The sequence below is a fragment of the Secundilactobacillus malefermentans DSM 5705 = KCTC 3548 genome (assembly GCF_001436395.1).
GTDB lineage: Bacteria > Bacillota > Bacilli > Lactobacillales > Lactobacillaceae > Secundilactobacillus > Secundilactobacillus malefermentans.
The window spans coordinates 15,657-29,354 of sequence record NZ_AZGJ01000004.1 but is presented as its reverse complement, the minus strand read 5'-3'; the positions used below and the strand labels follow the sequence as shown (position 1 = coordinate 29,354).

17 protein-coding genes, 1 tRNA gene and 1 other annotated feature are annotated in these 13,698 nt (G+C 39.2%); all 18 genes read right to left on the bottom strand.

What is annotated here, in order from left to right; genetic code table 11:
* Positions 1-4: 4 nt before the first annotated feature.
* Entirely contained in the window at positions 5-634 is a 630-nt protein-coding gene (locus FD44_RS01460; protein WP_010619901.1) for an ABC transporter permease, read from the bottom strand.
* On the bottom strand, positions 631-1,818 hold the full coding sequence (locus FD44_RS01455; protein ID WP_010619902.1) for a betaine/proline/choline family ABC transporter ATP-binding protein: 1,188 nt from the start codon (positions 1,816-1,818) through the stop codon (positions 631-633). Before FD44_RS01455 ends, FD44_RS01460 begins: the two co-directional genes overlap by 4 nt.
* Before the next feature lie 84 nt (positions 1,819-1,902).
* The gene (recN, locus tag FD44_RS01450) at positions 1,903-3,600 is read right to left on the bottom strand and encodes a DNA repair protein RecN (protein WP_010619903.1); all 1,698 of its coding nucleotides are present in this window, start codon (positions 3,598-3,600) and stop codon (positions 1,903-1,905) included.
* Positions 3,601-3,672: 72 nt separating this feature from the next.
* Positions 3,673-4,125: an arginine repressor gene (locus FD44_RS01445; RefSeq protein ID WP_010619904.1), complete on the bottom strand. Its 453-nt coding sequence runs from the start codon at positions 4,123-4,125 to the stop codon at positions 3,673-3,675.
* Between the two features lie 87 nt (positions 4,126-4,212).
* Positions 4,213-5,028, bottom strand: a complete 816-nt coding sequence (locus FD44_RS01440) for a TlyA family RNA methyltransferase (protein WP_010619905.1) — start codon at positions 5,026-5,028, stop codon at positions 4,213-4,215.
* A gap of 1 nt (position 5,029) precedes the next feature.
* A complete protein-coding gene (locus FD44_RS01435; protein ID WP_010619906.1) occupies positions 5,030-5,932 on the bottom strand; it encodes a polyprenyl synthetase family protein in 903 nt (300 codons plus the stop codon).
* Complete coding sequence (locus FD44_RS01430; protein WP_010619907.1) at positions 5,925-6,179, bottom strand: exodeoxyribonuclease VII small subunit; 255 nt, start codon at positions 6,177-6,179, stop codon at positions 5,925-5,927. Before FD44_RS01430 ends, FD44_RS01435 begins: the two co-directional genes overlap by 8 nt.
* Before the next feature lies 1 nt (position 6,180).
* Positions 6,181-7,533 carry an exodeoxyribonuclease VII large subunit gene (gene xseA / locus FD44_RS01425; RefSeq protein ID WP_404814668.1) on the bottom strand — a complete coding sequence of 451 codons (1,353 nt, stop codon included), beginning with the start codon at positions 7,531-7,533 and terminating at the stop codon, positions 6,181-6,183.
* Positions 7,529-8,380 carry a bifunctional methylenetetrahydrofolate dehydrogenase/methenyltetrahydrofolate cyclohydrolase gene (locus FD44_RS01420; RefSeq protein ID WP_010619909.1) on the bottom strand — a complete coding sequence of 284 codons (852 nt, stop codon included), beginning with the start codon at positions 8,378-8,380 and terminating at the stop codon, positions 7,529-7,531. The genes xseA and FD44_RS01420 overlap by 5 nt, the downstream gene beginning before the upstream one ends.
* Before the next feature lie 119 nt (positions 8,381-8,499).
* A complete protein-coding gene (nusB, locus tag FD44_RS01415; RefSeq protein ID WP_033445222.1) occupies positions 8,500-8,910 on the bottom strand; it encodes a transcription antitermination factor NusB in 411 nt (136 codons plus the stop codon).
* Positions 8,911-8,918: 8 nt separating this feature from the next.
* Entirely contained in the window at positions 8,919-9,359 is a 441-nt protein-coding gene (locus FD44_RS01410; RefSeq protein ID WP_010619911.1) for an Asp23/Gls24 family envelope stress response protein, read from the bottom strand.
* 39 nt (positions 9,360-9,398) lie between these two features.
* Entirely contained in the window at positions 9,399-9,959 is a 561-nt protein-coding gene (efp, locus tag FD44_RS01405; RefSeq protein WP_010619912.1) for an elongation factor P, read from the bottom strand.
* Between the two features lie 94 nt (positions 9,960-10,053).
* Entirely contained in the window at positions 10,054-11,109 is a 1,056-nt protein-coding gene (locus tag FD44_RS01400; protein ID WP_010619913.1) for a M24 family metallopeptidase, read from the bottom strand.
* 65 nt (positions 11,110-11,174) lie between these two features.
* Positions 11,175-11,471, bottom strand: coding sequence for a 50S ribosomal protein L27 (rpmA, locus tag FD44_RS01395; protein ID WP_010619914.1), 297 nt, complete (start codon positions 11,469-11,471; stop codon positions 11,175-11,177).
* Positions 11,472-11,489: 18 nt separating this feature from the next.
* Positions 11,490-11,831, bottom strand: coding sequence for a ribosomal-processing cysteine protease Prp (locus tag FD44_RS01390; protein WP_010619915.1), 342 nt, complete (start codon positions 11,829-11,831; stop codon positions 11,490-11,492).
* A gap of 14 nt (positions 11,832-11,845) precedes the next feature.
* The gene (rplU, locus tag FD44_RS01385; RefSeq protein ID WP_010619916.1) at positions 11,846-12,154 is read right to left on the bottom strand and encodes a 50S ribosomal protein L21; all 309 of its coding nucleotides are present in this window, start codon (positions 12,152-12,154) and stop codon (positions 11,846-11,848) included.
* A gap of 19 nt (positions 12,155-12,173) precedes the next feature.
* Positions 12,174-12,246, bottom strand: a sequence feature (ribosomal protein L21 leader region).
* A gap of 59 nt (positions 12,247-12,305) precedes the next feature.
* Positions 12,306-12,935 (bottom strand): TetR/AcrR family transcriptional regulator, encoded by a 630-nt coding sequence (locus FD44_RS01380; RefSeq protein ID WP_010619917.1) that lies wholly within the window; start codon positions 12,933-12,935, stop codon positions 12,306-12,308.
* Positions 12,936-13,395: 460 nt separating this feature from the next.
* A tRNA-Arg gene (locus tag FD44_RS01375) sits at positions 13,396-13,469 on the bottom strand.
* Positions 13,470-13,698: the final 229 nt, after the last annotated feature.

The following is a 13,698-nucleotide window of genomic DNA, read 5'->3' as shown; positions in this document are numbered from 1 at the left end:
CCTCCTATTCGCTTTCCGTTCGTGGCGTGACCAGAGCCTCCACTCTACCAAGTAAATAATCAGTGATCAGTGCGAGCATAATGACCGGAATAGAACCGCCAAAAATTAAGTCAGATTGATAAAGATTAAGTCCGTTGAAAATAAAATCTCCTAAACCGCCAGCCCCTATATAAGATGCTAGAGCGGCCCACGCAATGACGTAGGTTGCAGACAATCGTATTCCGGACATGATAACTGGCGCAGCCATTGGTAATTCAACCTTCATCATTGACTGAAAATTAGTCATACCCATTCCCTTTGCAGCATCTTTTATCGTGTCATTTACATTCATCATACCAAGATAAGTGTTCCGTAAAATGGGCAGTAACGAGTAGATAAAGAGTGCAACAATGGCGGGCTTTATACCGATTCCAAATACGGGAATCATCAGCGCAAGTAGTGCCATCGCAGGAACTGTTTGTAGAACACTTGCAAAACCAATGATTATGCCAGCCCCCTTTTTTAGACGTGTTAACAAAATACCTAGGGGAACCGCAACAATGGCACCTAACGCAAGCGAAATACCAGAAATATAGATATGCTGCCAAATTTTCAACAGTAGTTGACCGCCGTATTGTTGGAAGAACGCCATCATTCGTCATCACCAACCTTCTTCGAATCCGAAGTACCGGTAGATGGATGATTTTGCTCAGCATGAGCCTCCCCGTAAAGCGCGTCATACACGATGTCTACCAACGCTGCCCGGGTAACAATTCCAACCAATTTATGATTGTCATCAACAACGGGAATATTCTTAAAACCACGTTTCAAAATCCGACCGACAGTATCCCTAATCAGCGAATCTGAGTCCACCGTAAAGACATCCGTGTCCATAATATCTCCAACACTTGTTGCCGTGTTAAAGGAATAGTCGACACTTTCAACATCAATTCGGCCCTTCAATATTCCAGCGTCGTCTGTCACTAATAGTGAATCAACTCGGCGATCATGCATCAATTGAATTGCTTGAATTAATGATTTACCGGGGGTAATTGCAACTGGGTCTTTCAGCATAATTTGGCCAACCGTTGTAATGCTTGGTCGTGCTTGAATGAGGCGATCTTTTCCAATCAGCTCTTTGACAAATTCATTCGCCGGATGACGCAATATGTTATCTGGAGAATCAGTCTGAACCTGTTTACCATGGCTCATAATGACAATCCGCGTTGCTAATCTTAAAGCTTCATCCATATCGTGAGTCACAAAAATGAACGTTTTATTCAAACGAACCTGCAAGTCTTTAACTAGCGTTTGTAGTGAGTCACGGGTAATTGGATCCAAAGCACCAAAGGGCTCATCCATCAAAATGATATCTTGATCCGCTGCTAAAGCTCGCACAACGCCAATTCGTTGCTGCTGCCCACCAGATAGCTCGGACGGATATCTATCTAGCATTTCTTCCGGCATTTCGACAAGCTTAAGCATTTCCTTCGCGCGTTCATTACGTTTGTCTTCCGACCACTTAAGCAGTTTTGGCACTAATGTAATATTTTCCCGAATCGTCATATGCGGCATTAATCCGACATTTTGGATAACATAGCCAATTTTCCGGCGCAGTTTTACCGGATCCATTTTGCTAATATCCTCATCGTTAATCAAAATAGAACCTTCAGTTTGATTTAGCATTCTATTAATCATCCGCATAACTGTTGTCTTACCAGATCCCGATGTTCCAATCAAACATATAAATTCGCCCTTATTAACGTCAAGGTTAAAATCAGACAAAACTTCTTTTTTACCTGGATAAACTTTAGAAAGGTGCTCCATTTTTAATAGCAAGGCACATCACTCCTAACCCGCAAATGACTGCGATTTGACTTAATCACATTGTAACAGGACTCACAATAGACATAAACTTATATGCTACTTAGATTTAGCTTTTTCTCCCAAATCAAGCAGCTCCTTGGCATGCTGTTTGGCCAATTTGGTAATTTCAGCCCCTGCTAGCATTCTTGCTATTTCATCAATTCGATGTTGTGCCGTCAGCTTAGCCAGCGTTGTTTCGGTACGGCCTCCTGAAACGTGTTTTGCAATAAAGTAGTGATGGTCGCTCATTGCCGCAACCTGAGGTAAATGGGTAATGCAAAGAACCTGTGATTCACGTGAAATATCACTAATTTTTTCTGCGATTGCCTGTGCAACTCGGCCAGATACACCTGTATCTACTTCGTCAAAAATGATTGAGGTGACTCCTTGCGTCCTAGAAAAAATCATTTTTAGGGCAAGCATAATCCTAGAAAGTTCACCACCAGACGCTATCTTCGCTAATGGGCGCATCTCTTCTCCAGGATTGGGTTGAATATAAAATTCCAACTGATCGATACCATTTCGATAAAAAGTATTTTTCTTGGGTTCTGAAAATCGAACCTCGAAAACCGTTTTTTCCATATACAAATCTGCGAGCTGCTTATGAATGGCCTTGACCAGATCTTTTGAACAGGATTTTCTAATTTTAGATAATTCAATTCCGCGAGTCCATAAATCCTGTTGCTTTTTCATTAGGTCATTTTCTACGTCAGAATCACTAAGCTCGTTTTCTTCCATCTCAGCAAGTTCCTTAGAAATTTTTTCGAAGTAACTAATAACTTGGTCTTCAGAATCGCCATATTTATGCTTTAATTCTTGGATTGTTGCCAACCGTTTTTCAATTTCATTTAACCGATTGTCATCCCACTCTAACAGGTCAATTTGGCGTGAAATTCCCTGTGAGGCATCCTGTAATGCGTAAAATGCAGAATTTACGTTTCCGGAAAGCTCCTTAAATTCGGAATCCAGGTCCTCAATACTTGCGAGTGCATTCATCGCTTCCCCCACTGAATCAAGCGCACCCGAAATTTCATCATCCCCAGCAAGCGCAGAAAAACTTCTGTTCAACGACTCGTTTATTTTTTGAAAATTGTTCAACCGATCTCGTTCAGAATTAAGTTTCTCTTCTTCGCCGTGCTGAAGCTGTGCATCCTCAATTTCATTGACTTGAAATTTAAGCATGTCCAAACGTTGTGCCCATTCCTTTTCATTGGCTCGACGTTTATCAACGGCCTTTTTTAACTTTGAGTAGGCTTCATAGCTCTGTTTATATGCTTCTAGTTTAGTGGCAATCTGACCATTTGCATATTCATCAAGCATAAATATGTGTTTCTCTGGCTGCATAAGTTCTTGATGCTCATTTTGACCATGAATATCGACAAGTGTTTCGCCAATCCGTTTCAATGTTTGAATGTTAACCAGCATGCTGTTCACTCGACAAACATTCCGACCATTACGATGAATCTCCCGCTGGAGAATAATTTCGTGGTCATCATGATCAATGCCCAGTTCATCAAGGAGCGTAAAACTCACATTTCCCTTTGGAAGAACAAATGATCCTTGTAGAACCGCCTTATCAGCTCCCGTTCGAATAAAATGTTGAGAACCTCTGCCACCTGCAAGTAAACCCACCGCATCAATAATGATGGATTTTCCGGCACCTGTTTCTCCTGTCAGCACGGTCATTCCCTTATCAAATTCAACGTCCAATTTTTCAATAATTGCAAAATTTCTAATAGATAGTGCTTGTATCAAGTGGCTACCTCCGTTCTATAAATGTCTAAATAAATGGGCCAGATCTCACTAAGAGACCTGACCCAACATGCTTCACTCCAGTAGCAAGCTAATCGCTTCCTGAAACCTTACCGCATCGTCATCACTCTTACATATAGTAAATACGGTATTGTCATCACCAATCGTGCCAAAAACAAAATCATAATTCATTTGATAAATCAAAGCAGCGATTGCTGGTCCATTTCCAGGTAAAACTTTTAAAAATGTATTTTTATCTTGAATTGCAAAGGAAACAAAAGCATCCCTAAGCGTTCGTTTAAGTTTCTTTTCAGTGTCCAACTTCTTTTGAACAGGCATCGCATAATGATAGCCACCCGAAACAGACGGCACCTTTACAAGCTGCATTTCCTTAATATCTCGTGAAATGGTTGCTTGCGTCACTCGGATGTCTTGTCTTTCTAATAGCTCCACAAAATCTTCTTGACGCTCGACATCTTGATTACTCAACAATTGTCTAATTAATTTCTGACGATCTTGCTTCTTCATGCGATCATCCTTTCCAAAATAAGCTGTATATATACATAATAGCCCATTTGGTATTCATTTGAAAGCGGATTTTATACTAAAATTGAATTATTTATTCAAGTCTTGATAAGCACGTTCTAATGTCTTTTCAATCGAAACATTTGTGCCAACTACGGGATCAGTCGCAACCGATTTTAAATGAATTAAAAATTCGATGTTGCCTTCACCACCCTTAATGGGCGAATAATCCAAGTTTAGAACACTATATCCGAGTGAAATTGCGAGATTAACAATTTTTTCAATTACTTGCTCATGAACCCCTCGGTCACGTACAATTCCATGTTTTCCAACATTTTCGCGTCCTGCTTCAAATTGAGGTTTTATCAGCGCAACAACTTCGCCATCTTCCATTAAAATATCTTTCAATGGTGGCAAAATTAGACTTAAAGAAATAAAAGAAACATCGATTGACGCGAATTCAGGTTGGCCTTTGGTGAAATCAGCCAACTTACTGTAGCGAAAATTCGTGTGCTCCATGACAATCACGCGCTCATCCTCGCGCAGCTTCCACACAAGTTGATTACTTCCGACATCCAATGCATATGAAAGCTGGGCCCCGTTTTGAAGCATAACATCAGTAAAACCACCTGTTGATGAGCCAATATCCAAGACCACCTTGCCATCAACACTAATGTTAAATTGCTTTAGTGCTTTAGCTAACTTTAAGCCACCTCGGCTCACATAGGGCATAACCTTCCCTTTTAAATGTAATTTTGTATCGGCTGGAATTTTTACGCCCGGTTTGTCCAAACGCTCTTCATTCTTACCTAAAACTTCTCCAGCCATCACCGCTCGTTTTGCTTTTTCACGTGTATCAAAAAGGCCCTGATTCACTAATAGTACATCGACTCGTTGTTTTTCCATTTTATTCTCCACTCACATCAAAATAACTAAAGAAACTCGTTAGTAGTTGGTAATCAACACCCGTTTGCTGACCTAAATTAACGAGTGCCTGCTTGCCATTATCAATTGCGGTCGATAATGCCTTATAAGAACCTTCCATTCCTAATAAGCTAGGATATGTATTCTTATGCTGACTTGCATCTACATGGACTCGTTTGCCTAACTTCTCTTCTGATCCGACCACATCGTTAATATCATCATAAATTTGAAAAGCCAAGCCAAAACTATCTGCAAAGATCAGTAGTGACTCTTTTTCGGCAGCCTTTAAATCGCTCAAAATACATCCTGCTTCGACTGCATAGTGAATGAGAGCGCCCGTCTTGCGTAAATGTAAATTTCTTAACTCTTCAAAATTGTAATCTTTATTAACTCCCACAATATCAGTTGCTTGACCTGAAACCATCCCTCGAGGTCCCGCCGCAATTGAGAGAGCACTCACCAATTCAATCCGTTTCTCTGCAGAAATGGGAGCACTGCTTAGCCAGTCAAAGGCCAAGGTCAAAAGTCCATCACCCGCTAATGTTGCCATTCCTGCACCAAACTTAACATGGTTCGTTGGCTTACCTCGGCGTAAATCATCATTATCCATTGCAGGTAAATCATCATGAATAAGTGAGTAAGTATGCAAAAGTTCGAGTGCACCAGCTATTTGCAAAGAATCGGCATCAATATTCACCCCGTGAACGGATAGCACTGCTAAAGTCAGCAATGGTCTTAATCGTTTTCCGCCAGCTAAGACGGAGTAACTCATCGAATTTCGTAAGTCAGTTTGACTCACTGATGTGTCAATCTTTCGTTCTAATAAGCGATTGAGTTCAGGAACTAGTTTGCTTTCAAACGTTTTTAAACATTCTGCATCAGTCATGACTCTCATCACCAGCTGGCTTTTCAAATGCAACTTCCTTACCATCATCACTCATTAATTTAGCTAATGTTTGATCAGCATTTTCTAGCGTCTTCTGCAGGTCCTTGCTCAGATTTACTCCTTTTTGAAATTGGTCAAGGGCACTTTCCAATGGCACATCGCCTTGCTCTAATTGATTTACGATTGTTTCTAAATCTGCCAATTTTTCTTCAAACGTTGGCTGCTTTTCTTTTGACTGTTCACTCATTTTATTTTTCTCCTTTAGTGGTTTCAATTTGCTCAATTTTCGCTTTGGCAGTGCCGTCGATTAACTGAATGGTGACTTTTTGATTGAGTTTAAGGTCATTGGTTGTTTTTAAGACTTTACCATTTTCAGTTAGGTAGCCATACCCTCGACTCATTGTTCTCAAAGGACTTAACGCATCTAATCGAGATACTGAATCGGTAAATTTTCTTTTCTTATTTTCCAATTCCAATTTAATAGCTCTATTTTGTCTAAAGTTTAAATCTCGCAGCGTCTGATTTGCTCGACGTACAGAATCTGTAGGGCTCGCTGAATATAATCGCTGGTGTATTAATGAGATTTGGTGTTCCCACCCATTTAATTGCGTCTGCATTTTTCTTTTCAATCGGTCTCTCAATAAATCGACATTTTGACTATAGCCCTGATATAGTCGTTCAGGTTGCTGAAAAATATAAGAGCTACTTAATTTCGTCAAGCGCTGTTGTTCACTCGTTAGCCGACTTTGCATCACACTAACCAGCCGTGTCCGCATTTGTAATATATTGGCAACCAAATCACTTAAAACCGGAACGGCTAATTCGGCTGCAGCTGTGGGTGTTGCCGCTCGCACATCAGCTACAAGATCCGCTATCGTTGTATCAGTCTCATGGCCAACTGAAGAAATAACCGGAATTTTGCTATTAAAAATTGCCCTAGCAACTCGTTCTTCATTAAACGGCCATAAATCTTCAATTGAACCACCGCCTCGTCCAACAATCATTGTATCAAAAGTTCCGAGGTCATTGATTCGATTAATTTGCTGAACAAGGTTATCCGCTGCGTCATTTCCCTGCACAATTGCCGGAAAAAGAACAATCTGACTAATTGGAAACCGTCTTCGAGTCGTCGTGATAATATCACGGATGACGGCCCCACTCGGACTAGTAACAACCGCAATTCTTTTAGGAAATTGAACTAACGGTTTCTTTGGTGCAGTGAAAAGTCCTTCTGCATCCAGCTTCTTTTTTAACTGTTCATACGCTTGATAAAATTGGCCAACCCCATCTGGTTCCATGTGATCGACATAAATTTGATAGTTACCAGTCTGTTCGTATAAAGAAATTCGTCCAGTAACAAGAACTTTCATTCCCTCTTCTGGTTCAAATTTTATTTTTTCAAAAGCAGATTTAAACATAATTGCGCTGATCTTAGCATGATCATCTTTGATACTAAAATATTGATGCGCATTTCGGCGCAGTCTAAAGTTTGAAATTTCACCTGTCAAATAGACCCGATTAAGATAAGGATCTACATCAAATTTACGTTTTAAATATTGGGTTAGTGCACTAACTGTTAAATAATCATCTGCCACTTTAATCACTCCACTTAGCAAGTTCTACAATCTGTTGCATTAAAGTTGCAATCGTCATTGGTCCCACACCACCAGGGACTGGTGTAATGAAGCCGGCAACGTCCTTGACGTGGTCAAAATCAACATCTCCTGTCAACTTACCATTTTCATCGCGGTCCATGCCAACATCAATCACAGTTGCTCCTGGCTTAACTGCATCTGCTTTAATTAGATGGCGGACACCAGTTGCGACTACCAAAATATCGGCATTTTGTGTGTATTGTGATAAGTTGCTCGTAAATCGATGAGTTAGGGTAACGGTCGCATTGGCATTATTCAATAACGCCATCATTGGCCGACCAACAATGTTTGAACGTCCAACAACTACTGCATTTTTTCCCTCCATCGGAATTTCATAATGCTTTAACATCGTCATTATTCCTCTAGGCGTGCAAGCAATTGGATAATCGCCCTTCAAATTAGCGAAAAGTCGACCGACATTTACTGGATGAAACCCATCAACATCCTTTTCAGGTAAGATTGTTCGTGTCACTCGTGGCTCATCCATTGTCTTTGGCAACGGAGACTGAACTAAAATTCCATGAATCGCAGGGTCTTGATTATATTTCTGTACAATTCCAATCAGGTCTTCTTCACTAATTGTACTTGGTGCCTCTTCAACAACCGAGTAAATTCCCAACTGCTCAGCTTTTCGTTGCTTATTTCGGACATATATTTTACTTGCTGGATCCTCACCAACAATGATAACGACGAGGCCTGGTACAATGCCTTTTTTCTTAAGTTGCTCAACTTCTAATTTAGTTTTTTTATTTAACTCATTTGCTAAGGATTTACCATCGATAATTGTTGCCATAATTCTAGCCGTCCTTGCCTTTAATATAAATTCAATTTTAGCATAGTCCCACACCACAAAACAGTTCTCAAAGGTATAAAAAAAGTTCCTTCTCCAAAATTGGAGAAGAAACCTTTCAATTATTTAGTTGTTTCAATTGTATGCGACAAAACACCATTAATGAATCGTCGTGAACGATCATCACTAAACCTTTTTGCTAATTCAAGTGCCTCATCAACAGCAACTGGATTGGGAACATCCTCAACGAATTTCGTTTCAAAAAAAGCTAGTCGAAGAATCACTAAATCCGTTTTTGCGATTCGATTGATTGACCAACCCTCACTCAGGTACTTAGTGATTAAGTCATCAAGATCAGACTGATGTTCTAAAACACCATCAACCAACACATTAAGGTACGTCGGAACTGTAACTTGTTCTTCACCTTCATCACCTAATAATTGATCAAATATTGCCTGCTTATCGCCCTCTTTATTTGCATTCAAAGCAAATAATGTTTGAAAAGCACGTTCTCGAATTTGATGACGAGTCATTTCTTCACTCACTTAACTTCACCATTTTCCTTAGTTTCATCATCGAAAAGATGATTTGGATCGACACCTGCGTCAGCTTTTTCGGGAATGACGCCTTCCACGTGAACGTTAACTTGGCGAACTTTAAGATCCGTCATGAATAAAAGTCGCTCTTTGACATTCTCTTGAATTGCCATCGCAACTTTAGGAACTGCACTGCCGTAATCTAGATAAACATAGATATCGACATCAAGTTCATCATCATTGAGAACCAGCTTAACACCCTTACCATGTTCTTTACGACCAAAAAGTTCATTCACACTGTTAGCGAATGATCCACGCATACTAGCAACGCCGTCAACATCCGTTGCAGCTATGCCAGCAATAATTTCCAAAACTTGCGGTGCTAATTCTATTTGGCCTAACGTGGGTTCATCAGCCGTCAAGATAATATTAGTATCTTCTGCCATCGCATTTGCCTCCTTTTCAACAACTCGATTTCACGTAAACTAAGCTCGAGAAATGTAAGTACCATCCTGAGTATTGATTGAAATCTTATCGTCCTCATTAACAAAGAATGGAACTTGTACAACTAACCCTGTATCCATTGTAGCTGGTTTTGAGCCACCAGAAGCGGTACTACCCTTGATACCTGGTTCTGTTGCTTTAACAGTCAACACAACGGTATTAGGAATTTCAATTCCGATTGTTTCAGTACCGTACTGCACAACACTAACGGCCATGTTTTCTTGTAGATAGTTTAATTCTGACTTAATTTGATCATCTGGAATACTGATTTGCTCATAGTTATCATTATCCATAAAGACACGTGAATCGCCGTCTTCATAAAGATATTGCATTTTACGAGTCACAATTGGTGCTTGTTCCATCTTTGCACCGGCACGGAACGTCTTTTCTTGCACGGCTCCAGTACGTAGGTTCTTAAGCTTAGAACGAACAAACGCACCACCCTTACCAGGTTTAACGTGTTGGAATTCAATAATTCTCCAAATTGCGTTGTCAACTTCGATTGTTAATCCATTTTTAAAATCAGCTGTAGAAATAGCCATAGTTTTTCCTCCTAAAATATGTCCCTTATATCATAGCAATTCTTTGGTCTAAATTGCAAGATTTCATACGTATTTATCCATATTAAATGAAAACTCACCCTAAACTTGAAAGAATTTTGTAGCCAGAGCTTGTCACTAATACATCGTCTTCAAGTCTAACCCCACCGAAATTTTCGATATAAATTCCCGGTTCAATCGTAATAACGTTCCCAGATTTTAGGGGTTGTTCAAATCCACCGCCAATATTGGGGCCTTCATGAATATCAAGTCCAATTCCGTGACCCATTCCATGAATGAATTGAGCACCAAAACCAGCTTTTTCAATAATTTTTCGACCAATTTCGTCTAATTGAGCGCCAGTGATTCCAGGTTTGATGGCCGCAATAGTCGCATTCTTTGCCTCAGCTACGACTTTTAAAATTTCTTTCTGCTTTTCTGTACCTTCACCAACAATGAACGATCTCGTGACATCAGAGGTATAACCATCGAAATAGAATCCACAATCAATTGTCACTAAATCACCGTTTTCAACCAATTTGTCGCTTGCGATACCATGTGGAAAAGCGGAACGAATTCCGGTTGCCACAATCGTTGAAAAACTAGTCCCAGTGGATCCTTTTTTTGCCATAATGACTAGTAATTGATTCGCTAACTCTTTCTCAGTAACGCCTGGCTTCAAATTACCTTCTAATTCAGCTAAGCCCTCAACCGTCAGTCGACAAGCTCTTGCAATCTTATCAATTTCCCGTTGATCCTTTACCTCACGAATCTCATCAATTAACCCTGGCATGGGGACAATATCACTAACGACCAACTCGTCCAGTTGATCATAATCAGCATAGGAAAGTGTCGATTCAAATCCTAGTACTGTCACATCATTTATTTCAATTAGCTGACAGATGCCAGATAGATAATCACGCGTAATGACTGTTTTTAAATCTGGAAAATTTTGATTTAACTCAGAAACAAACCGAGCATCGGTTACATAAAATGCATCGTTCTCAGTAATTAATCCGTACCCATCACCAGCAGTAACATCTAGTCCGAAAAGATATCTTAAATTTAATCGATCACTCACGAGTAGCGCATCAATTCTATATTGATCAAATTTTTCTTGAACTTTAGTGATTTGAGAATTGATTTCAAACACCTCATTTTATATGCGTCACAAACTGCAATAAAAAAAGGACCCAACCGGATCCCCCTTCATTATTACTATTTAGCAGCAGCTTCAGCTACTGGATAAACGGAAACTTGGCGCTTGTCGCGACCTTTACGTTCGAAGCGAACAACACCATTAACCTTTGAGAACAAAGTATCATCATTACCACGGGCAACATTAACACCTGGGTAAATATGAGTTCCACGTTGACGGTAAAGAATTGAACCACTTGTTACTACTGAACCATCAGCAGCCTTTGTTCCTAAACGACGACCTGCTGAATCACGGCCGTTAGAAGTTGAACCTCCACCTTTATGGTGAGAGAAAAATTGTAAGTTCATCTTAAGCATCAGATACACCTCCAGTTATTATTTTTCTGTAATTTCTAATTTCATAAACGATTTATAATTTAAAGCAACATCACTAAGTCCATCCTCTAGGGATTGGGCAAGTGCATTAGCCACCAAATTTTTCTGAGAATCCGAATCCACTGGAATTTGCACCTTTAAAAGGCCCCCATTTTCATCATCACTCTCAACTTTTGGCTCAATCTTTGCGACACGAGTTAGACCATTTACCGTTGCGATTGAAAGAGCCGAAACCGCTGCACATACTATATCCATTCCATATGGTCCAGAGTCTGCATGTCCAGTTATTTCAAATCCACTAACTCGATTAGAGTTATTATGAACAAAAACTGCTTTAATCACGGTAAAAATCACCTCTATGCATTGATTGCGTCGATAACAACCTTAGTATAAGGTTGACGATGACCAACTTTAGAATGTTGACCCTTCTTTGCCTTGTACTTGAATGTAACAACCTTCTTTTCACGACCCTGCTTTTCAACAGTTCCTGAAACAGTTGCACCATCAACAAGTGGTGTTCCAACCTTCGTTGTGTCACCGCCTACAAAGACTACTTGATCAAAAGTAACCTTTTCGCCAGCATCAGCGCTTAGCTTTTCAACATAAACTGCTTCGCCCTTTTCAACTCGGTATTGCTTGCCACCTGTAACAATAATTGCGTACATATTTGTGCACCTCCTTATAATTTTAACTCAGACTCGCCGAAAATAAGTGTCGCAAGCGAACTTAGACTCATTTCGAGCGGTTGTAGCTGTGGAAGTCCACAATTACAACATTAAAATTATATCTAATTTCAGCAACGAAGTCAATGGCTGATTACAATTGACTGACAAAGAAACCTGAAACTGGGAACTGAGCTTCTATAGCATCATTTATTTGATCAACGCTCTTGGTCATGTATCGAGCTGTGTATTTCATGCCGCCTTGCAGCCAAAGCTGGATAATTCCAATATGAGCGGATACCAGATATGCAATCAAAATATCATCTGATAACGCATCGGTTGAAAATTTACTTCCATCTGTAGAATTAAGCATCGTTTTGGATTGATCAAAAAACTCAGTCAATAATTTTGATAGTTTGCTTTCAAATTCAGCTCGAAAATCATCATTCTCATATTTGTTCAATAAGACATCGAATGTTTTTGCATTTTCTTCAATATAATCAAAAGCTTTATTAATCGAAAACAATCTGAAGTTTCCATTTTCGCCGTACTGCCACTTATCATTTACATAATCTGCTCTAACAATGACTGCGTCAAAAAAACCAGTCATAATTTCTGCCAACGTTCGCGAAATGAAATCATTTTTATCTTCATAGTGTAAATAGAATGTGCCTCGAGTTACATGGGCAGTATCTGTTATTTTTTGAATACTAATTTCAGAAATCTTGTGCTCACCTAGAAGCTCAATTAATGCATTTTTTAAGTTTTTGCGAGTTTTAACCACTCGCGGGTCTGCTTTAGATTTAATGGTAAATCCCCCTCATTATTAAATTTCTCAATTATTAATGTCCACTGCATCATTAAATTTCACTTTTTTATAGTACTTTTTAAGCTAACGGCTATTATAAACCGTTCAAATTAAATAAACAGTAATCGGCTTTATTATTATAGACTTTTAAATATCTTCTGATTCATGCCTTACCTCGTCATTCATGTAAATTACCAATTCAGGGCTTTTTTATATTCAAAGCTTAAATTTATCACACATAGTAACCTTTATTGGCATAAAATAGTATACACCATAATCTAATTTTAAGGTACTTACATACCTGCTATTTATAATATTTATCTAATTAAATAAATTAGATAACATCATGTTGCGAAAACAGCACGACAAATGAGCCTCTTTTAAAAACAAAAAGACGCCTATTACGAATAATAGGCGCCTTAATCAGTTTGCAAAATGTCGCAAGAGAGATTCGAACCCTCGACCTACGGTTTAGAAGACCGTTGCTCTATCCAGCTGAGCTATTGCGACATAGCATCACGAACATTTACTATTATAAATTAGCCTATAGGGTAAAGTCAATCTACTATTTCATAAAAATTCATTGATTATCAAAAATATACGTTAAGTTTTAAGAAACCATTAAGAACACCAAAGCACAGAGTGTATTGTTTGAAATTATTTCGTAACATTACCATAATCAAAGTGTAACATGTTCTGATTCTGATTGGAGGAATTAGTATGATTTTTCTATTATTTA

Bases quoted from the DNA above. Each gene is read 5' to 3' on its own strand.
- efp (WP_010619912.1), bottom strand. From the start codon at position 9,959: ATGGCTATTTCTACAGCTGATTTTAAAAATGGATTAACAATCGAAGTT.
- FD44_RS01445 (WP_010619904.1), bottom strand. From the start codon at position 4,125: ATGAAGAAGCAAGATCGTCAGAAATTAATTAGACAATTGTTGAGTAAT.
- FD44_RS01420 (WP_010619909.1), bottom strand. From the start codon at position 8,380: ATGGCAACAATTATCGATGGTAAATCCTTAGCAAATGAGTTAAATAAA.
- FD44_RS01430 (WP_010619907.1), bottom strand. From the start codon at position 6,179: ATGAGTGAACAGTCAAAAGAAAAGCAGCCAACGTTTGAAGAAAAATTG.
- rplU (WP_010619916.1), bottom strand. From the start codon at position 12,154: ATGTACGCAATTATTGTTACAGGTGGCAAGCAATACCGAGTTGAAAAG.
- FD44_RS01440 (WP_010619905.1), bottom strand. From the start codon at position 5,028: ATGGAAAAACAACGAGTCGATGTACTATTAGTGAATCAGGGCCTTTTT.
- FD44_RS01435 (WP_010619906.1), bottom strand. From the start codon at position 5,932: ATGACTGATGCAGAATGTTTAAAAACGTTTGAAAGCAAACTAGTTCCT.
- FD44_RS01410 (WP_010619911.1), bottom strand. From the start codon at position 9,359: ATGGCAGAAGATACTAATATTATCTTGACGGCTGATGAACCCACGTTA.
- FD44_RS01460 (WP_010619901.1), bottom strand. From the start codon at position 634: ATGATGGCGTTCTTCCAACAATACGGCGGTCAACTACTGTTGAAAATT.
- rpmA (WP_010619914.1), bottom strand. From the start codon at position 11,471: ATGCTTAAGATGAACTTACAATTTTTCTCTCACCATAAAGGTGGAGGT.
- nusB (WP_033445222.1), bottom strand. From the start codon at position 8,910: ATGACTCGTCATCAAATTCGAGAACGTGCTTTTCAAACATTATTTGCT.